The sequence below is a fragment of the Streptomyces sp. NPDC029164 genome, assembly GCF_055563995.1.
Window position 1 is genome coordinate 276,742 of sequence record NZ_JBVHWW010000001.1, and the last position, 18,304, is coordinate 295,045.

The 18,304-nt window shown below is 73.4% G+C and carries 20 protein-coding genes; 10 read left to right on the forward strand and 10 right to left on the reverse strand.

The features are described 5' to 3' along the window. Window positions 1-17: 17 nt before the first annotated feature. Window positions 18-2,312, reverse strand: coding sequence for a hypothetical protein (locus ACZ4VT_RS01190; RefSeq protein WP_467945476.1), 2,295 nt, complete (start codon window positions 2,310-2,312; stop codon window positions 18-20). 179 nt (window positions 2,313-2,491) lie between these two features. Here ACZ4VT_RS01190 and ACZ4VT_RS01195 point away from each other — a divergent pair, with 179 nt between their 5' ends. Then, window positions 2,492-2,692 carry a hypothetical protein gene (locus ACZ4VT_RS01195; RefSeq protein WP_467945478.1) on the forward strand — a complete coding sequence of 67 codons (201 nt, stop codon included), beginning with the start codon at window positions 2,492-2,494 and terminating at the stop codon, window positions 2,690-2,692. Here ACZ4VT_RS01195 and ACZ4VT_RS01200 read toward each other — a convergent pair. Next, complete coding sequence (locus ACZ4VT_RS01200) at window positions 2,682-3,671, reverse strand: LacI family DNA-binding transcriptional regulator (RefSeq protein ID WP_467945908.1); 990 nt, start codon at window positions 3,669-3,671, stop codon at window positions 2,682-2,684. The two genes, ACZ4VT_RS01195 and ACZ4VT_RS01200, sit on opposite strands and share 11 nt — an antisense overlap. Before the next feature lie 170 nt (window positions 3,672-3,841). Here ACZ4VT_RS01200 and ACZ4VT_RS01205 point away from each other — a divergent pair, with 170 nt between their 5' ends. Next, complete coding sequence (locus tag ACZ4VT_RS01205; protein WP_467945480.1) at window positions 3,842-4,897, forward strand: NUDIX hydrolase; 1,056 nt, start codon at window positions 3,842-3,844, stop codon at window positions 4,895-4,897. Window positions 4,898-4,960: 63 nt separating this feature from the next. Here ACZ4VT_RS01205 and ACZ4VT_RS01210 read toward each other — a convergent pair whose 3' ends face one another. Next, window positions 4,961-5,659 (reverse strand): MBL fold metallo-hydrolase, encoded by a 699-nt coding sequence (locus ACZ4VT_RS01210; protein WP_467945481.1) that lies wholly within the window; start codon window positions 5,657-5,659, stop codon window positions 4,961-4,963. Between the two features lie 106 nt (window positions 5,660-5,765). Next, window positions 5,766-7,130 (reverse strand): M20/M25/M40 family metallo-hydrolase, encoded by a 1,365-nt coding sequence (locus tag ACZ4VT_RS01215; RefSeq protein ID WP_467945483.1) that lies wholly within the window; start codon window positions 7,128-7,130, stop codon window positions 5,766-5,768. A 315-nt stretch (window positions 7,131-7,445) separates the two neighbouring features. On the opposite strand from ACZ4VT_RS01215, the gene ACZ4VT_RS01220 reads away from it, so the two are divergent. Then, the gene (locus ACZ4VT_RS01220; protein WP_467945909.1) at window positions 7,446-8,681 is read left to right on the forward strand and encodes a geranylgeranyl reductase family protein; all 1,236 of its coding nucleotides are present in this window, start codon (window positions 7,446-7,448) and stop codon (window positions 8,679-8,681) included. 87 nt (window positions 8,682-8,768) lie between these two features. Then, a complete protein-coding gene (locus ACZ4VT_RS01225) occupies window positions 8,769-9,140 on the forward strand; it encodes a hypothetical protein (RefSeq protein WP_467945485.1) in 372 nt (123 codons plus the stop codon). A gap of 63 nt (window positions 9,141-9,203) precedes the next feature. Here the strand turns inward: ACZ4VT_RS01225 and ACZ4VT_RS01230 are convergent, their stop codons facing one another. Next, window positions 9,204-9,662 carry a nitroreductase/quinone reductase family protein gene (locus ACZ4VT_RS01230; protein WP_467945486.1) on the reverse strand — a complete coding sequence of 153 codons (459 nt, stop codon included), beginning with the start codon at window positions 9,660-9,662 and terminating at the stop codon, window positions 9,204-9,206. A gap of 158 nt (window positions 9,663-9,820) precedes the next feature. Between ACZ4VT_RS01230 and ACZ4VT_RS01235 the strand changes: the two genes are divergently transcribed. Both ACZ4VT_RS01235 and ACZ4VT_RS01240 read left to right on the forward strand, forming a co-directional pair. Beyond that, entirely contained in the window at window positions 9,821-10,519 is a 699-nt protein-coding gene (locus ACZ4VT_RS01235) for a TetR/AcrR family transcriptional regulator (protein ID WP_467945488.1), read from the forward strand. A gap of 179 nt (window positions 10,520-10,698) precedes the next feature. Beyond that, window positions 10,699-11,649, forward strand: a complete 951-nt coding sequence (locus ACZ4VT_RS01240) for a spherulation-specific family 4 protein (RefSeq protein WP_467945490.1) — start codon at window positions 10,699-10,701, stop codon at window positions 11,647-11,649. A gap of 13 nt (window positions 11,650-11,662) precedes the next feature. On the opposite strand, the gene ACZ4VT_RS01245 is transcribed toward ACZ4VT_RS01240, so the two are convergent. Further along, on the reverse strand, window positions 11,663-12,031 hold the full coding sequence (locus ACZ4VT_RS01245; RefSeq protein WP_467945492.1) for a VOC family protein: 369 nt from the start codon (window positions 12,029-12,031) through the stop codon (window positions 11,663-11,665). A 77-nt stretch (window positions 12,032-12,108) separates the two neighbouring features. Between ACZ4VT_RS01245 and ACZ4VT_RS01250 the strand changes: the two genes are divergently transcribed. Continuing rightward, window positions 12,109-12,390, forward strand: coding sequence for a hypothetical protein (locus ACZ4VT_RS01250; RefSeq protein ID WP_467945494.1), 282 nt, complete (start codon window positions 12,109-12,111; stop codon window positions 12,388-12,390). A 28-nt stretch (window positions 12,391-12,418) separates the two neighbouring features. Here the strand turns inward: ACZ4VT_RS01250 and ACZ4VT_RS01255 are convergent, their stop codons facing one another. Both ACZ4VT_RS01255 and ACZ4VT_RS01260 read right to left on the reverse strand, forming a co-directional pair. Further along, window positions 12,419-12,670: a DUF6332 family protein gene (locus ACZ4VT_RS01255; RefSeq protein WP_467945496.1), complete on the reverse strand. Its 252-nt coding sequence runs from the start codon at window positions 12,668-12,670 to the stop codon at window positions 12,419-12,421. 97 nt (window positions 12,671-12,767) lie between these two features. Continuing rightward, window positions 12,768-13,511, reverse strand: coding sequence for a maleylpyruvate isomerase family mycothiol-dependent enzyme (locus ACZ4VT_RS01260; protein WP_467945498.1), 744 nt, complete (start codon window positions 13,509-13,511; stop codon window positions 12,768-12,770). Between the two features lie 38 nt (window positions 13,512-13,549). Here ACZ4VT_RS01260 and ACZ4VT_RS01265 point away from each other — a divergent pair, with 38 nt between their 5' ends. Then, a complete protein-coding gene (locus ACZ4VT_RS01265) occupies window positions 13,550-14,230 on the forward strand; it encodes an alpha-ketoglutarate-dependent dioxygenase AlkB family protein (RefSeq protein ID WP_467945500.1) in 681 nt (226 codons plus the stop codon). 43 nt (window positions 14,231-14,273) lie between these two features. Beyond that, a complete protein-coding gene (locus tag ACZ4VT_RS01270; RefSeq protein ID WP_467945502.1) occupies window positions 14,274-15,533 on the forward strand; it encodes an ROK family protein in 1,260 nt (419 codons plus the stop codon). A 100-nt stretch (window positions 15,534-15,633) separates the two neighbouring features. Here ACZ4VT_RS01270 and ACZ4VT_RS01275 read toward each other — a convergent pair whose 3' ends face one another. After that, window positions 15,634-16,197: an ATP-binding protein gene (locus ACZ4VT_RS01275; RefSeq protein WP_467945503.1), complete on the reverse strand. Its 564-nt coding sequence runs from the start codon at window positions 16,195-16,197 to the stop codon at window positions 15,634-15,636. Between the two features lie 199 nt (window positions 16,198-16,396). Between ACZ4VT_RS01275 and ACZ4VT_RS01280 the strand changes: the two genes are divergently transcribed. After that, on the forward strand, window positions 16,397-17,542 hold the full coding sequence (locus ACZ4VT_RS01280; protein ID WP_467945505.1) for a PLP-dependent cysteine synthase family protein: 1,146 nt from the start codon (window positions 16,397-16,399) through the stop codon (window positions 17,540-17,542). A 265-nt stretch (window positions 17,543-17,807) separates the two neighbouring features. Here the strand turns inward: ACZ4VT_RS01280 and ACZ4VT_RS01285 are convergent, their stop codons facing one another. Then, window positions 17,808-18,296: an SRPBCC family protein gene (locus ACZ4VT_RS01285; RefSeq protein ID WP_467945507.1), complete on the reverse strand. Its 489-nt coding sequence runs from the start codon at window positions 18,294-18,296 to the stop codon at window positions 17,808-17,810. Window positions 18,297-18,304 lie beyond the last annotated feature (8 nt).

Consider the following 18,304-nt stretch of genomic DNA (forward strand, 5'->3'; position numbering starts at 1 on the left):
CCGGCCCGGCCCCGGCTTCACCGGGCCCGAGCCGTCGGCGTGTACGGGTCGGGCAGCACCCACCGGCGCACGGTGCCGTCGTCGCCGGCGGTGGCGACCAGGCTCCCGTCGGGGGAGAAGGCCACCCCCCGGACGGCGCCGGAGTGTCCCGTCAGCGGCAGCCCGGCCGCGGACTCGGCGGTGTGGGCGTCCCACAGCTGCGCGGTACCGTCCGACGCCGCTCCGGCGAGGAGCCTGCCGTCGGGGGAGAACGCCAGGTCGTGGACCGCCCCGGTGTGCGCGAGGACCTGCCGGCTGTGCGGGGGCCGGGCAGCGAGGTCCCACACCCGGACGATGCCGGCGACGTCGCCGGTGGCCAGCAGGCGGCCGTCGGGGGAGAAGGCCATGGCGCGGACTTCCGCCGCGTGGCTGCCCAGGTCGCGCTCGACGGGAACCAGCGTGGCCAGGTCGAACACGTTCACGGTCTCGCGTTCGGCGACGGCAAGACTCCGCCCGTCGGGGGAGACGGCCACGGCGAGACGCTCCGGCACCGGGTCGGCGATCGCCTCGGAACCGCCGGCCGCGGTCCGGCTGATCGCCCAGTTGCCCCGTCCGCCGGTCATGACCACCCGCCGCCCGTCGGGAGTGAACGCCACGTGCTGGACCAGGGACAGGGGACGGCGGAGCGGCTCGGGCCCCGCGGTGTCACGGCTCCACAGCCGCGCCGGACCGCCCTCGTCCGGGAACTCCAGCCCCCACGGGCCGACGGCGGGCAGCGCCAGAGTCTCGGGCAGCGGGTCGTGGGTCTCCGCATCCCAGGTCAGGACCCTCCGGTCCGCGGTGTGGACGAGGAGCCGGCCGCCGTCGGGCGCGAACGCGAGCCGGCGCAGCGGCGCCCCGTTCGTGCTCGACACGGCGGGGAGCGGCACGGCGTGCCCCCGGCGCAGCGCCGCGGCCACGGACCGGGCTCCGAGGGACGGTACGGGGCCCGCCTCGGCCGGGTCCCGGTGGTAGATCACCACGGTGTCGCCCTCACCACAGGCGGCCAGCATCCGGCCGTCGAACGAGAATGCGACGTCGTGGAGCGACCAGTCGTTCCCCACCAGCGGTCCACCGACGGGGCCGCCGGTGGCGGGGTCCCACAGCCGCACGGTGCCGTCGTCACAGGCCGTGGCCAGCAGCCGGCCGTCGCGGGAGAAGGCCGCGCCCCAGGTCGCGGGGTCCGGCCCCTGGAGCGGACCGCCGACGGCCGTGCCGGTGGTGGTGTTCCAGAGCCGCGTCCCGTCCTGACCGGCGGTGGCGAGGAGCCGGCCGTCCTGGGAGAAGGCCATCCCGAGGACCTCGCCGACGTGCCCGGCGAGCGGATCGCCGACGCTCGCACCAGCCACGAGGTCCCACAGCCGGATCACGTGCCTGCCCTTGAGCGCGGCCATCAGTCCGCCGTCGGGCAGGCAGGCCACACTCCCGACCTCGCCGAAGTGCCCGATGAGAGGCGTTCCGGCCGGCTCGCCCGTGGCCGTGTCCCAGCGCCGTACGGTCTCGTCGTCGGAGGCGGTGATCAGTACACGGCCGTCGGCCGAGAAGGCCACCGCGCGGACGGCCTCCTCGTGCCCGACCATCGGCGGCCCGACCTGGGTGAGGGCCACCGGGTCCCACAGCCTCGGCGTGCTGTCGACGCCCACGGTGGCCAGCGTGCGGCTGTCGGGCGAGAAGGCCATGGCGAGGACGCTCTCCGGTCCGGCGTCGAGAGCGCCCACGGCCCGGCCGTGGACGGGTTCCCACAGCTGCACCACTCCGCCCCGGCGGGTGGTGGCGACGAGCCGTCCGTCGGGCGAGAACACCGCTCCCCAGTTGTCGAGTGCGCCGGCGGTCAGCGTATGGGCCAGGGCGAAGCCGTGCGCGCCGGTGGGCGCGGGCGGTGGCGGGGCAGATCTCAGGAGGGCCGCAAGGTTCCCCGGGGGCGGAAGGTTCCCCGGGGGCGAAAGGTCCCGGATCCGGTCCGGGGCCGGAGGCTGGAGGGCCGCCAGGGTGCGCCAGCGCGTGCGCCAGGGCTCAAGCTGTGAGGAGTTGTGCGGCGGAACGGCGACTTCCCGGCCGTACTCGTCGTACGCGTACAGGATCCGCACCAGGGCCATCAGCGTGTCGAGGCCCAGCAGCCGCTTCCCCCGGAACGCATCGCTCTGCGTGGCCACCGGCAGCCTCAGCCCGGTCCGGGACCTCGCCGCACGGGTCTCCAGCTTCCGGTAGGAGGGATTGCCGCGTTCGATGCGGAGTCGACGCAAGTCACCCGCGAGGCGGCTCAGTTCCTCCTCGAAGTCGCTTACCGAACCCACCTGCGCCCCCTGGACCGTGCGGAGGACCAGGCTAGAGTGCGGCCCGCCGAACGGTCCCGGACTTTACGGAACAGCACCGAACACCCCGGATGTCCGCACGAGTTCGGCAGTGATCGCGATGGCCGCCGATCCGTTCCGTCCGTGCGGGAACGGTCCGGCCCGTCCGCTGGAATCGGGCCATGACCACACCTCAGAACCCGACGGACCCCGAGCCGTTTCTGTCCCTGCACACCGCCGTCGTGCTGCTCGCCGCGATCCTGATCGGCCTCACCGCCGGCGGCCTGACCTTCCTCGGCGGCTCCGGCGCCGCGCTCTGCGTGCTCGCCGGACTGACCGCCGCCGGTGGGGCCGTTCCCGTGCTGCGGACCCTCATCCGGTGAACGGCGGGAGTTCGCCCGAGCCGCGGGGGATCAGGTGGGTCGGGAGTTCGGTGCGGATCGTGGGGAGGGCGGCTCCTGAGAGGCGCTGGAAGAGGCGGTCCGTGGCCACGCGGCCGAGGGTGGCCGGGTCCTGGGCCACCACCGTGATGCCCGGGCGGAGCAGGTCGGCCAGTTCGAAGTCGTCGAAGCCGACCAGGGCCACCGGGTGCTCCCGGGCCGCGAGGACCCGTACCACCGTGACCGTCACGCGGTTGTTGCCCGCGAAGACGGCCGTCACCGGATCCTGGCCCGCGAGCATCGACCTCGTCGCCGTCGCCACCCGGTCGGGGGCCGTGGAGCCGAGGGAGACCCAGGAATCGGCCACCGGAAGGCCCGCGTCGGCCATGGCCGCACGATAGCCGCGCAGGCGTTCGGCCGCCGTGTGGATGCGGGGGTGGTCGCCGATGAAGCCGATCCGGCGGTGGCCGCCCGCGATCAGGTGGGCGACGCCGTCGCGGGCGCCGCCGAAGCTGTCCGAGAGGACGACGTCCGCGTCGATCCGGCCCGCCGGGCGGTCCACGAACACCGTGGCCACACCGGCCCGCATCTCCGGCTCCAGGTAGCGGTGGTCGTCGCCGGCCGGGATCACGATCAGGCCGTCCACCCGGCGCGCGCACAGGGCGAGCGCCAACTCCCGTTCCCGGTCCGGGTCCTCGGCGCTGGAGCCGTTGATGAGCAGCGCACCGTGCGCGCGGGCCACCTCCTCCACGGCCCGGTTCAGCGGACCGTAGAAGGGGTCGGCGAGGTCCTCCAGGATCAGGCCCACGGTGGCGGTGCGCCCCTTGCGCAGGACGCGCGCGCTGTCGTTGCGGCGGAAGCCCAGGGCGTCGATGGCCTCTTGGACCCGCTTCTCGGTCTCGGGGGTGACGCCCGGCTCGCCGTTGACCACCCGCGACACCGTCTTCAGGCCGACGCCCGCCTGGGCCGCCACGTCCTTCATGGTCGGCCGGTTGCCGTAGCGGGGATCGAACGGGCGGCGGTTGTGGGGCACGGTCGTGAATCCTCCGGAGTCTCGGGCAGGGCTGTGACCTTGAGGATAAGCACTCGGCCGATAGTGAGGTTTCCGTGGCAGGCTGGTGCGGGCAAGCCACTGGGGGCTCCGGACGAGCCATGGGGAGAGGGGTAGACGTGATTGTCTGGATCAACGGCACATTCAGCGCGGGAAAGACCAGCACGGCCCGCGAACTGGCCGGAATCCTGCCGGACAGCACCCTGTTCGACCCGGAGTTCATCGGCGACGCGCTGCGCGTGCTGCTGCCGGCCAAGCGGCTCGCGGAGGTCACCGACTACCAGGACCTGCCGAGCTGGCGGCGGCTGGTGGTGGACACGGCGGCGGCGATGCTCGCGGAGCTGGGCGGGGTGCTCGTCGTACCGATGACGCTGCTGCGCCAGGAGTACCGGGACGAGATCTTCGGCGGGCTGGCGGCGCGCCGGATAGCGGTTCGGCATGTGCTGCTCGCCCCTGCGGAAACGATCCTTCGCGAGCGGATCGCGACCCGGGAGGAGCCGGGGGACCCCGACCAGGTCGACCTCCGCGTCCGCCAGTGGGCCTACGACCACATCCCCGTCTATCAGCAGGCCCTCGGCTGGCTCACCGGCGACGCGCACGTCATCGACAACAGCAGCCTGACCCCGCGCGAGACGGCGCAGCGGATCACCGAGGCCGTCCGCTCGGAGACCGCCCCGGTCTGCGACATCGTGCAGACCCCGGAGCCCACGCGGGAGACCGTGGCGGCCGGGGTGCTGCTCTTCGACGAGCAGGACCGGGTGCTGCTGGTGGATCCGACGTACAAGGCCGGCTGGGAGTTCCCGGGCGGCGTCGTCGAAGCGGGCGAGGCCCCCGCCCGCGCGGGCGTACGGGAGGTCGCGGAGGAGCTGGGCCTCGTACTGGACCGGGCGCCCGGCCTGCTCGTCGTCGACTGGGAGCCCCCGCAGCCGCCCGGGTACGGGGGGCTGCGCCTGCTCTTCGACGGCGGCCGCCTCTCCCCGGAGGCGACGGCCCGGCTCCGCCTTCCGGGCCCCGAACTGCGGGCCTGGCGCTTCGTCACGGAGGCCGAGGCCGCCGGCCTCCTCCCGCCGCACCGCCACGAACGCCTGCGCTGGGCCCTGCGCGCCCGGGAACGCGGCCGCCCCCTCTACCTGGAGGCGGGCACCCCGGTCGGCTGAGCCCGCCGACGGCCGGGCTCCCGGCGCCGGGAGGCCCGGCGCCCGAGAACGGGAACCGAGCCGTCAGGCGGGAGTTCCGGCCGCCGCCTTGACCAGCGCGACCGCCGTGTCCGCCGTCAGCGGATCGCCGTGGCCGAAGCAGGCGATCGACGGGGAGAGCCCGGCCAGGCGGTGGAAGGAGTCGATCGCCCGGCCCCGGTCCACATTGAAGACGCCCAGCATCAGCGGGCCGACGGCGGCGACACAGTCGCCGGCGAACAGCACGCCGTGGTGCGGAAGGTGGATCCCGATGCTGCCGTCCGTGTGCCCCGGGGCGTGGACGACGTACGCCCCGTCCCCGAAACCCAGCGCGTCCCCGTCCTCCAGCTCGCGGTCGACAGGGGTGGGCGGGGCCTCGGGGACGACGCTCAGGGCGTGCGTGTACAGCGGGATCTCCCAGTCGAGCAGCACCGGTTCGGGAACGGGCCGCTCGCCCCGGATCACCGGCGCGTCCAGACGGTGCGCGAGCACCTGCGCGCCCCAGCGGGCGGCGAGCTCACCGGCCGCACCGACGTGGTCGCCGTGGCAGTGGGTGAGGACGATCCGCTCCAGCCGCTCGGGCAGCAGCCCGAGGGAACGTATCGCCCCCTCGATCTCGGCGGCGGACCCGGCGTTGCCGGCGTCGATCAGGGTGAGCGCCTCGCCGTCCCGCCAGAGGTACGCCTGGCCGATCGGGAAGCGGAGCATGTGAAGCCGGTCCGGAACTACCTCTACAAGATCCATGAGGCGACCGTACGCACGGCAGCCCGGCCCCGGCAGGCGACTTCACCGGGAGCGAAGTACGCCCAGGGCGCACTCGGCCCTGGGCGAACCCGCACGCGTACGGGGGTCAGACGCGCTTGGACTCCGCGTAGTTGACGAGGAAGAGGGCCTCCGCCACCGACAGGCGCTCCAGTTCCTCCGGCGACACGCTCTCGTTGACCGCGTGGATCTGCGCCTCCGGCTCGCTCAGCCCGATCAGCAGCATCTCCGCCTTCGGGTACAGCGACGTCAGCGTGTTGCACAGGGGGATCGACCCGCCCATGCCGCTGATCTGCATCTCCTGGCCGGGGTACGCGGCCTCGAGCGCCGACCGCATCGACGCGTACGCCGGGCTGTCGGTGTCCGCCTGGAACGGCTGGCCCTGGCCGACCACCTCGAGTTCGAGGCGCGCCTTCCACGGCGTGTGCGCCTCCAGGTGTGCCTGCAGCAGCTTGATGGCCTCCGCGGTGTCCGCGCCCGGCGGCACGCGCAGGCTGATCAGCGCGCCGGCGCTCGCGTGCACCGAGGGCGTCGCCCCGACCACGGGCGGGCAGTCGATGCCGAGCACCGTCACCGCCGGACGGGCCCACAGCCGGTCCGCGACCGAGCCCTCACCGATCAGCTCGACCCCGTCGAGGACCTTCGCGTCGGCGCGGAAGTCCGCCTCCGGGTACTGCAGACCGTCCCACACCGCGTCCGAGGCGAGCCCGTCCACGGTCGTCGAACCGTCCGCCGCGCGCAGCGAGTCCAGGACGCGGATCAGCGCGGCCAGCGCGTCCGGGGCGGCGCCGCCGAACATCCCGGAGTGCAGGTTGCCGCCCAGCGTGTCGATCTTCACCTTGAGCAGGCACATGCCGCGCAGCGTGGCCGTCACCGTCGGCAGGCCGAGCCGGAAGTTGCCCGCGTCGCCGATGACGATGGTGTCGGCGGTCAGCAGCTCCGGGTGCGCCTCGGCGTACTGCTGGAGACCGCCGGTGCCCTGCTCCTCGGAGCCCTCGACGATCACCTTCACGGCCACCGGGACACCGCCGTTGGCCTTCAGTGCGCGCAGCGCCAGCAGGTGCATGATGAACCCGCCCTTGCAGTCGGCCGAACCGCGCCCGTACCAGCGGCCGTCGCGCTCGGTCAGCTCGAAGGCGGGGGAGATCCAGGCCGCGTCGTCCAGCGGCGGCTGGACGTCGTAGTGCGCGTACAGCAGCACGGTCGGCGCGCCCTCGGGGCCGGGCAGGTAGCCGTAGACGGACTGGGTGCCGTCTGGGGTGTCGAGCAGCGCCACGTCCTGGAAACCCTCGACGCGCAGGGCGCCGGCCACCCAGTTCGCGGCGGCCTCGCTCTCGCTCTTGGGGAACTGTGCCCAGTCCGCGACCGACTGGAAGGCCACCAGCTCGGTCAGCTCCTGCTTGGCGCGGGGCATCAGCGAGGCGATGGTCTCGGCGATCGGATTCTGGGACATGGGCACGCTCCTTTTGGGTGCGACGTTGTTCTCCGTGTACGCCGCCCGCATCCGCGGAGTGTGCGTATGCCGGGTACGGCGAAAAGGACAGTTCCGATCCTCGCACAGCGGGGCGGCGCGTCGTCTCGCCGTAGGATTTCCCCGGCATCGGAGCAACCGGGTGATCAGGAGCGGCAACACATCGTGAGCAGCGACGACGACGTACGCGACGCAGGTGCAGACGCAGGTGCGGACGGAGGTGCGGACGCGGGTGCAGACGCAGGCGTGGGCACGGGCACGGGCGCGGGGCAGGACGCGCAGGGGGCGGGCGGCGAGGTGGCCGGGGAGAGCGGCGAAGTGTGGGACGTGGTCGTGGTCGGGGCCGGACCGGCCGGGTCCGCGGCGGCGCACGCGGCGGCGACGGCCGGGCGGCGCGTCCTGCTGCTGGAGAAGGCCGAACTGCCCCGCTACAAGACCTGCGGTGGCGGCATCATCGGCCCCTCGCGCGACGCCCTGCCCCCGGGCTTCGTGCTGCCCCTCAAGGACCGCATCCACGCGGTCACCTTTTCGATGGACGGGAAGCTGACCCGCACCCGGCGCTCGAAGCAGATGCTGTTCGGGCTCGTCAACCGGCCCGAGTTCGATGCCGGCCTGGTCGCCGCCGCCGAGAAGGCCGGCGCCACCGTCCGTACGGGCACCGCCGTGGCCCGCGTCGAACAGCACGGGACCGCCGTGCCCGACCGGCGCACCGTCGCCGTCGTGCTCGCCGACGGGGAGACCGTCCTGGCCCGGGCGGTGGTCGGCGCGGACGGCAGCGCGAGCCGGATCGGCGCGCACGTCGGCGTCGAGATGGACCAGGTGGACCTCGGCCTGGAGGCGGAGATCCCGGTGCCCGAGACGGTCGCGGAGGACTGGAAGGGGCGGGTGCTGATCGACTGGGGCCCGCTGCCCGGCAGTTACGGCTGGGTCTTCCCCAAGGGCGACACCCTCACCGTCGGGGTCATCTCGGCCAAGGGCGAGGGCGCCGCGACCAAGCGCTACCTGGACGACTTCATCGCCCGGCTCGGCCTCGCCGGCTTCGAACCGGCCATCTCCTCCGGGCACCTGACCCGCTGCCGCAAGCCCGATTCGCCGCTCTCGCGCGGCCGGGTCCTGGTGGCCGGCGACGCGGCCGGGCTGCTGGAGCCGTGGACCCGGGAGGGCATCTCCTTCGCGCTGCGCTCGGGGCGGCTGGCGGGGGAGTGGGCGGTGAAGATCTCCGAGGCGCAGGACGCGGTGGACGCGCGCCGGCAGGCCCTCAACTACGCCTTCGCGGTGAAGGCCGGGCTGGGCGTGGAGATGGGCGTCGGCAAGCGGATGCTGACCGTGTTCGAGGCCCGGCCGCGGATGCTGCACGCGGCGATCACCGGTTTCCGCCCGGCGTGGCGGGCCTTCGCCCGTATCACCCGCGGTTCGACGACCCTGGCCGACATGGTGCGAACGTACCCGCTGGCCCGCAAGGCGCTGCAGATGCTGGACGCCAGGCAGGCGGCGGCGGCCGGGAACGGCGGCCGGGGCCCGGACAAGGACTAGGGCGTGGGCCCGGGCGTGTGGTCGGGGCATGGGTGCGGGCGGTGCTCGGCGGGATGCGGGCCGCCCGGCCCGCACTGGTGGGGCGGCGTGAACCTGAACGAGGTCGAGCGGCCGGAACAGGTCCTCGCGGCCTTCGAACGCGGCGAGCGGTGGGTCGGCGTCGCGGTGATCGCCCTGGCGCTCAACCACGCCGATCCCGCGGCCGTGCTGCCCGTGGTCGCCAGGGCGCTGGAGTCGGCGGACCGGGAGCGACAGGGAGTGGTGGCCCTGGCACACGTCGCGCGGCTCCACCGGACGGTGGACCGGCGCTGTCTGGAACTGCTGCGCCGTCGCCCCCGCGGCAACGAGGCCGACGACGACCTGTGGTCGTTCGTGCCGCACCGGGAGCTGCCGCTCTGGCTGTGGCGGCACCACCTGCGGGAACGGCTGGTCGAGCGGCTGCGCCGGCCGTTCGGCTGAGTGGTATGGGCGGGATGGGCGGTATCGACGGTCTCCCCCGTCGCGGCGGCCGAGTCCGCGGGGTCAGTTCGACACCGTGATCCGGAAGACCGGGTGGTCGGCGGCGGCCGCCTGGAGTTCCGCGTCGGAGGACTTCGCGGAGACGCCCTGGAAGAACCGGTCGACCTCCCAGCCCCACTTCTCCAGGTAGGTGCGCAGGACGGCGGCCTGCTGGACCGGGTCGGTCAGTTCGGTGGCGGTGAACGTACGCACCTTGCGGCCCACGCGCAGCTCGCCGCCGCCCGCCACCCGCATGTTGCGGACCCACTGGGAGTGGCCGCGGGCCGAGACCAGGTACTGGGCGCCCTCGTACGTGTGCGGGTTGACCGGGATCCGCTGCATCTTGCCGGACGTGCGCCCGCGCACCGACATCTCGGCGCTGCCGGCCAGGCTGATGCCGAAGCGGGCCAGCTTGCCGAAGAAGGAGTTGAAGCGGGTGGCGAGCGGGCCTGCCTGGACGTAGTACGGGGTGGGCGCGTTCATGGTGACCTCCGGGGTCGTTTTCCGCTGCTGAGAGAGCACTGCTCTCCCTTGAGACCAGTGTGCACGGATCGGTGCACCAAAGCAAGAGCACTGCTCTCGAAACAGAGCGGTGCCCCTCTTTCTGGGCACTGCTCCAGACGCGTGGCACACTGACCCGCATGAACACCGTGCGAGGGGCCAGGGAACGGGCCCGCATCGAGGTCACCGCCGCCATCAAGGACGAGGCGCGCCGCATGCTCGCGGCCGAGGGCGCCGCCAAGCTCTCGCTGCGCGCCGTCGCCCGCGAGCTGGGCATGGTCTCCTCCGCCCTCTACCGCTACTTCCCCAGCCGCGACGAGCTGCTCACCGCGCTGATCATCGACGCGTACGACAGCATCGGCGCCGCCGCCGAGGAGGCCGACGTCCGCGCCCTCGCCGCCGGATCGCCGCCCCGCACCCGCTGGACCGCGGTCTGCGGGGCCGTCCGCGCCTGGGCGCTGGAGCACCCGCACGAGTACGCCCTCATCTACGGCTCCCCGGTGCCCGGCTACAGCGCCCCCATGGACACCGTCGGCCCCGCCTCCCGGGTCGGCAACGCCTTCATCGCCATCCTCCGCGCCGCCCACGAGGGGCGGGGCCTCGCCCTCCCGCCGCTGCCCGCGGCCCTGCGCCCCGAGGCCGACCGGATGACCGCCGATTTCGCCGAGGGCCTGCCCCCGCAGGTCACCGCCGCCCTGGTCGCCGCATGGGCCCAGTTGGTCGGCCTCGTCTCTTTCGAGCTGTTCGGCCAGTTCAACCGGGTCGTCGAGGACCGGGCCGCCTTCTTCGCGCACGCCGCCGACCAACTGGCGCACGGGGTCGGCCTGCCTGCCGTGTGACGGGAGGGCGGCGAGGGAAGGGTGGGGGCGGGGCACGGCCGGTTCCGGAGATTCACATGCTGAGGCGATGACTCGCTCTTCTGTTCCTCACACCAATGCGGGCGGTTCACCCTTGAACGAGGGGCCGCCCGTCTAGTGTTCCTGAGGTCGCCCCCCCTGCCGCCGCCGGAGGAACGTTCATGCCTCGCGCCGCAAAGGCCTTGTATGCCGTCCTGGCCATCCTCTTACTGGCCGCGCCGGCGCCGGCCGTCACCGCCTCGGCGCGCGACGCGCCCGTGGCAGCGGCCGACGCCCCGACGCCCAGCCCACCCCCCATGCCCCGGATGCCCGGCGTACGGGGCCTGGAGATCGGCGTTCCCGCGTACGTCTCGGCGAACGACCGCATGCTGACCGACCTCACCGCCACCGGTCCGGCCGCCTCGGTGGTGGTGCTGAACCCGGGCAACGGCGACGCCCCGTTCGACGCCCCCTGGCGGACCCGCGCCGACGCATTGCGCAAACGCACCACCTCCACCGGCGAGAAGACCAAGGTGCTCGGCTACGTCCACACCGACCACGGCAACCGCGACATCGCCGCCGTCAAGGCCTCCGTCGACAACTACCTCAAGAGTCCCGACGGCCGCCTCCACGTCGACGGCATCTTCTTCGACGTGGTCAGCCGCGACTGCGGCCCCGCCAACGCCACCCGCGACCACTACGCGGAACTGCGCCGGTACGTCCAGGACACCATGAACGCCGCCGACCCGGCCGCCCCCGACCTCGTCGTCAACAACCCCGGCACCGCCATGGCCGACTGCTACCTGGAACCGGGCCGCCGCACCGCGGACGTCTTCGTCACCTTCGAGGACACGTACGCCGCGTACACCGGCGCCGGCTGGCTCGGCGGCAACGTCTTCGGCCCCCTCGCCGGCTACCGCTCCGGGGCCGAACTCGACCCGAGCGGCACGGCGTTCTGGCACCTGGTCCACGACGTCCCCGACGCCGAAGCCATGCGCGCCACCCTGCGCACCGCCTTCGACCGCGGCGCGGGCTACGCCTACGCCACCAGCACGGTCATGCCCAACCCCTGGAACACGGGCCCGACATGGAAGTACCGCGCCCAGACCACCTACGCGGCCACCCTCGGCTGACGCGCTCCGCCGTTCACTCCAGTGGCGTGACGAGGCAGAAGGGGTGGCCGACGGGGTCGGCGTACACCCGGTACCCGATGGGCTTGTCCGACCCTTCGAGCAAGGTCGCGCCCAAGGCCAGGACTTGTGGCTCGGCCACGTCGAGATCCGCGACGCTCACGTCGATGTGCATCTGCTGAGGGTGGTCGGGGACGGTCCACTGCGGCGGCCGGAAGTCGTCGACCCTTTGGAATGCCACGAATGCGGTACCTGCCGTGGTGCCGAGCACGACGTACTCCGGAGTGTCCTCCAGCCGTGGGAGTGACAGCAGTTTCCCGTAGAAGTCGGCGAGCTCGGATGGATGGGGGCAGTCGATGACGATGGTGCACAGTTTTCCGATCATCCCACTGAGTATGGTGCCTGCAGCCGTACCCGCGATATTCGGCGGCGGCACGGGGCGGCGGGTGGCAGGCTGGCCCGATGTCTACCTGGACCCCGTCGCCGGTGCTGTTCGACAACCTGCGGTACCTGCTCAACGAGTGGGATCCGATCGGCGTGGCCGATCTTTCGCAGGACGAGTACGACTGCATGCTCGTCCCCTTGTTCCGGCGTCTCCAGCGCGGCACCACCCGGGCGGAGATCGGTGAGTTCCTCTGGTACGAGCTGGAGGACCACTTCGGTCTGGATCCCGTCGACCACCGGACCGACGCGATGGCCGACAGGCTGGTCGCCTGGTGGGCCGCCGTGGGCCCGGCGGCCTAGAGGTCCGGCGGCCTGGCGGCCTGGCCATTCAGCGGCCGTCGTTCTCCGGGCGGCGGGCGAAGCGCCACAGGACGTGGGCGATCCGGAGGAGGAAGACCGCGCCCGCCGCGATTCCTCCGGCCACCGCCAGGGCGCGGTCGGCCGCGGGGGAGAGGGAGAACGCCAGCGCGGGCCCGTACGCCGCGCCGAAGACGAGGGCGGCCGCGAAGCAGCCGCTGACGAGGGCATAGCCGATCTCGATCGTGATCGCGTCCCGGTCCGCCTGCGTACGCCGCTCCATGCGTGCAGTCTCACAGCGCCCGCCGCGTGCCACAAGGAGGCCCGCGCCCGCCGCCCGACCCCGCGCCCGCCGCCCGACCCCGCGTCCGCCGCCCGGTTCAGATTCCGGCCGTCTCGCTCCACAGCCGGGCCAGCGCCACGTCGCCCGTCACGCCCGGACCTGCCAGCGGGAGCCGGTTCCACAGGGCCGCGTACAGCCAGGCCGCCTCCCCGGTCAGTTCGCAGTCGGCCGGCTCGCCCGTGTCACCCAGGACCGTGCGGGCCGGCTCCGCCGACAGGTGCACGGTCCACACCGCGCCCGTGTCGGCGGCCCGGACCCGCACCACCCGCGGCTCCGGGGTACGCACCCGGCTGCGCGGCCGCGCGTGGAAGCCGGTCAGCAGCTCGTCCACCCCGTCCTCCGCGAACTCCGGCTCCACCGGGGAGAACGCCACGCCCCGAGCGGCTTCCGCGTCCATCCGGTGCACGGTCGTCTCGTGGGCCTGCCGCCGCGCCCAGAACGCCAGCGGCGACGGCGGGGCCGTCGGGAGGAAGGTCCAGCACTGCACGTCGGCCGGGGCCTCGGTCAGGGTGCGCACCAGGTCCGCGTGGCCCTGGCGGAACCACGCCAGCAACTCGCCGTCGGCCAGTTCCGGCGCGTCCGGGAAGCCCACCCGCTCCAGCCGCCGCTCCGCCACGTACCCGGCCGCCCAGCGGTGCACCGACCCGGTGTGGCGCAGCAGATCGGTGACGTGCCAGCCCGGGCAGGTGGGGACCGGGGCGTTCGTCCCGGCCTGTTCGGCCACGTCGGCGAGCAGCTCGCCCTCTCGTGCCAGGGTCTTCACAAGTTCGGTGATCTCCATACCGGGAGTCTTATCAGCCCGCCCGCGACAATGGGGACATGGATGGGGAACTCTTCCCGCGCGAGCGGACCCTGATCGCTCCCGGCGCCGTGCACGTGCCCGACTGGCTCGGGGCCGGGCGGCAGGGCGAGTTGCTGGCGGCCTGCCGTGCGTGGGCCCGCCCGCCGGCCGGCCTGCGCACCGTGCGGACCCCGGGCGGCGGGGTGATGACCGCCCGGCAGGTGTGCCTCGGGCTGCACTGGTATCCGTACGGGTACGCCCGCACCGTCGTCGACGGGGACGGGGCGCCGGTCAAGCCGATGCCGGGGTGGCTCGCAGAGCTGGGGCGGGAGGCGGTGGCCGCCGCGTACGCGGACGTGCCGGATCCGCCCGGCCTGCCCGACCCGTCCGACCCGGCCGCGGCCTACGACATCGCGCTGATCAACTTCTACGACGGCGACTCCCGCATGGGCATGCACCGCGACGCCGAGGAGAAGTCCACGGCCCCGGTGGTCTCGCTCAGCCTCGGCGACACCTGTGTCTTCCGCTTCGGGAACACCGCCTCGCGCGGGCGCCCGTACCGGGACGTGGAGCTGCGCAGCGGGGATCTCTTCGTCTTCGGGGGCGAGAGCCGGCCGGCCTACCACGGCGTGCCGAAGGTCCTGCCGGGCACGGGTCCGCGGGACCTCGGGCTGACCGGGCGGCTGAACATCACACTGCGGGTCGGCGGGCTGGGCTGAGCGGCGGCGTCCGGCACCCTCCGATCATGCGAGGATCGATGGCATGAACGGCAACGGGGCCCCGCCGCGGGTGGGGGATGTGACCACGCCCTCCGCGTCCACCAGCGCCACGCGGACCAGACTGGAACGCGGTCGCGGCGCGCTCGGGCCGGCGCTGGAGCTCGTGCACACCGGCCGCGCCCCGACCCGCGCGGTGCTGACGGCCGAGCTCGGGGTCACCCGCGCCACCGCCGGAGCCGTCGCCGCCGAGCTGGAGGCGCTCGGGCTGATCCGCGTGGACTCCCGCCCGGGCGGGGCCGGCGGAGCCCAGGGCCGCCCCTCGCACCGTCTCTCCGTGGCCGAGGACGGCCCGGTGGCGCTCGCGGCCCAGGTGCACTCGGACGGCTTCCGGGCGGCCCTGGTCGGCCTCGGCGGCCGCATCGTGGCCACCGCCCCCGGCAAGGTCACCGTTTCCGCCGACCCGGCCCAGGTGCTCGGCGCGGTCGTGGAGGCCGGCGCCGAACTGCTCGCGGACAGCGGCCGCCGCTGCGTCGGCGCGGGCCTCGCGGTCCCCTCGGCCGTCGCCGAGCCGGAGGGCACCGCGCTGAATCCGCTGCACCTGGCCTGGCCGGCAGGTTCTCCCGTACGGGCCATCTTCGCGGAGTGCGTGAAGGAGGCCGGTATCGACGGCCCGGCCCTGACCGGGAACGACGTCAACCTCGCGGCCCTGGCCGAGCACCGGCACGGCGCGGGGCGCAGCGCGCAGCACCTGCTGTGCGTGGCCACCGGGCACCGGGGCGTCGGCGGGGCGCTGGTGCTGGACGGCCGCCTGCACAGCGGCAGTTCGGGCCTGGCCCTGGAGGTCGGTCACCTCACCGTGAACCCCGAGGGGCGGGCCTGCCACTGCGGCGGCCGCGGCTGCCTGGACGTCGAGGCGGACCCGCTGGCCTTCCTCACCGCGGCGGGCCGCAGCCCCGGCCCCGAGGTGTCCCTGCTCCAGCAGGCCCGCGACCTGCTGCGCGACGAACCCGCGGAGCCGGCGGTACGGGCCGCCACCGAGGAACTGATCGACCGGCTCGGGCTCGGCCTCGCCGGGCTGGTGAACATCCTGAACCCGGACCGGATCATCCTGGGCGGCCTGCACCGGGAACTGCTGCACGCCGACCCGGAACGGCTGCGTGCGGTGGTCGCCGACCGCAGCCTCTGGGGGCGCAGCGGCGGCGTGCCGATCCTGCCGTGCACCCTGGACCACAACAGCCTGGTCGGCGCGGCGGAGCTGGCCTGGCAGCCGGTGCTCGACGACCCGCTGGGGGCCCTGGTCTAGGCCGTCTCCTTCGGATCCTGCTCCCCCGGCTACCGCTGGGAGGTGCCCCCAGACCCGCGCGGGACTTCGGGGGCCCGGGGCGGGGCGTCGGCGGCCGGGGTCATCCCGGCCCGGCGCCCACCGGCGAGGCCACCGGCACGCCCGTCCCGGCCGTGCTCGGGTCGAGGACTCCCGGGTCGACGGAGACGACCACCGTCCGTGCGGGTTCCCGTACGGGCCTGGTCTCGATCCGTACCGGCTGCGCGGGCGCCGCCTGGGCGGGGGCCGCCGCGAGCGAGAACCACACCGCCTTGCCCGGCCCGTCGGGCCGCTGCCGCGCGCCCCAGGACTCGCTGAGCGCCGCCACGAGGGCGAGGCCGCGTCCGCAGGTCTCCAGCGCGCCGGCCTGTGTCTCGTGGAGCACCGGGAGCCGGGGATCGCTGTCGATCACCGAGACGGTGAGGCGCCCGAGGCGGAGTTCGATCTCGACGATGCAGGTCTTGTCCGGCTGCGCGTGGCGGTGGACGTTCGTGAGCAGTTCCGTCACGCCGAGCGCAGCCCGGTCGATGAGCGGATCGAGCTGCCAGTGGCGCAGCTGTGCAGAAACGATTCTGCGGATTTGGCCGATCCGCGACGGCAAGGCCTGCAGTTCGACGACGCAGTGCCTGCGGGAATGACTGATCACGGCTGCGACTCCCCGACATGAGTGTTACGGGTGCTGCACCCTCGGTAATGCTCCACCAGGGTCACCCACGGTGCCGCGCAGTGCAACCGAACGCCATCGAAAGCGATGTGCATGGAAACCCAAAGCGAACGTTTGTGCAGGTGGGCGAGGTACATTGCGAAAGGAGGGGGCGAATTGCACCCATGAAGGAGCGCGGCGCATGAGCACCACCGGCACCACCAACAGCACCGGTACGACGGCTACCACCATCGACGTCGACCGCAGCGACGCGGAGTACCGCGCCTGGCTGAAGGAAGCCGTCCGCAAGGTCCAGGCCGACGCGAACCGCTCCGCGGACACCCACCTCCTGCGCTTCCCGCTCCCCGAGGAGTGGGGCATCGACCTCTACCTCAAGGACGAGTCCACCCACCCGACGGGCTCCCTCAAGCACCGCCTCGCGCGCTCGCTGTTCCTTTACGCGCTCTGCAACGGCTGGATCCGCCCCGGCCGCCCGGTGATCGAGGCCTCGTCCGGCTCCACCGCCGTCTCCGAGGCGTACTTCGCCAAGCTGATCGGCGTCCCCTTCATCGCCGTCATGCCGCGCACGACCAGCCCGGAGAAGTGCCGGCTCATCGAATTCCACGGCGGCGCATGCCACTTCGTGGACGACTCGATGAAGATGTACGAGGAGTCGGCGCGGCTCGCCGCCCGTACGGGCGGGCACTACATGGACCAGTTCACGTACGCCGAGCGGGCCACCGACTGGCGCGGCAACAACAACATCGCCGAATCGATGTACCAGCAGCTCAAGCTGGAACGTTTCCCCGAGCCCGCCTGGATCGTGGCGACCGCCGGCACCGGCGGCACCTCGGCGACCATCGCGCGCTACGTGCACTACATGCAGCACGACACCCGCATCTGTGTCCCGGACCCGGAGAACTCCTGCTTCTTCGACGGCTGGACCAACAACGACCCGAACGCGAGCAGCGATTGCGGCTCGCGCATCGAGGGCATCGGCCGGCCGCGGATGGAACCGAGCTTCGTACCCGGTGCCATCGACCGCATGATGAAGGTCCCGGACGCGGCGAGCATCGCCGCCTGCCGCGCGCTGGAAACGGCCATAGGGCGCAAGGCGGGCGGCTCGACCGGCACCGGCGTGTGGAGCGCCCTGAAGATCATCTCGGAGATGGTGGCGGAGGGCCGTACCGGCAGCGTCGTCACCCTGCTGTGCGACCCGGGCGAGCGCTACCTGGACAAGTACTACTCCGACGAGTGGCTGGCGGCGCAGCGGCTCGACATCGCCCCGTACGCGAAGACCATCGACACCCTGCTGACGACCGGGGTCTGGCGCGAGCCGGTGGCCTGACCGGCCCGAGGCACGAGGCCGGTGGCCTGACCTGCCTGACCGGATCCGTGGCGCGACGGTGACGGTCCGGGGACGAAAACGCCCTGGGCGCAGCCGAGTCGGCTGGCTACGCCGTGCGGACTTTCGCGCGGGCCGGCACATCGGGGGAGCCGTGGCGGGCATCGGGTACAACGGACCGGAACGGGACGCGCGGCCGTCTGGGGTGCGGGCGGCTACGAGGAACTGGCCGAAGTGCACCGCAAGACCGGCATGGTGGCGGATCCGGCTACTGATCCGCCGCGCGCCGGGCGGTGAGCCGCCCGTCCAGCGTGCGGACGGCCGTGCGGAAGGAGTGGCCCAGGCCGGCGCGGGCGGCGGTCAGGCCGAGACGGAACGGAGCCGAGCCGTCCGCGGCGAAGGTCCAGCGGACGTGCGTGCCGGAGCCGGCCGGTGTCAGCCGCCACTCCTCCAACAGGGCCCGCATACCGGGGGCGTTGGTGGTGTCGACCCGGTACGCGTAGCGCTGCTCGGGATCCGCGGCCATGATCGTCTCCTGGAAGCGCACCCCGCCCATCAACCTGACCTCGCGGCCCGCGCCGCCGTGCGTGGGCCGGGCCAGGGTCACCGCCTTGAACCAGCTCGGCCAGCCCGCCACTTCCTCGGCGAGCGCCTGGTACACGGCCTCGGGCGGCGCCGCCGCCTCGGTGGCGAAGACCAGCCGGATCGGTGCGTCGTCGATGAAGTCCAGCCCCACCGGACGGAGTCGGCGAGCCATGGCGGTAC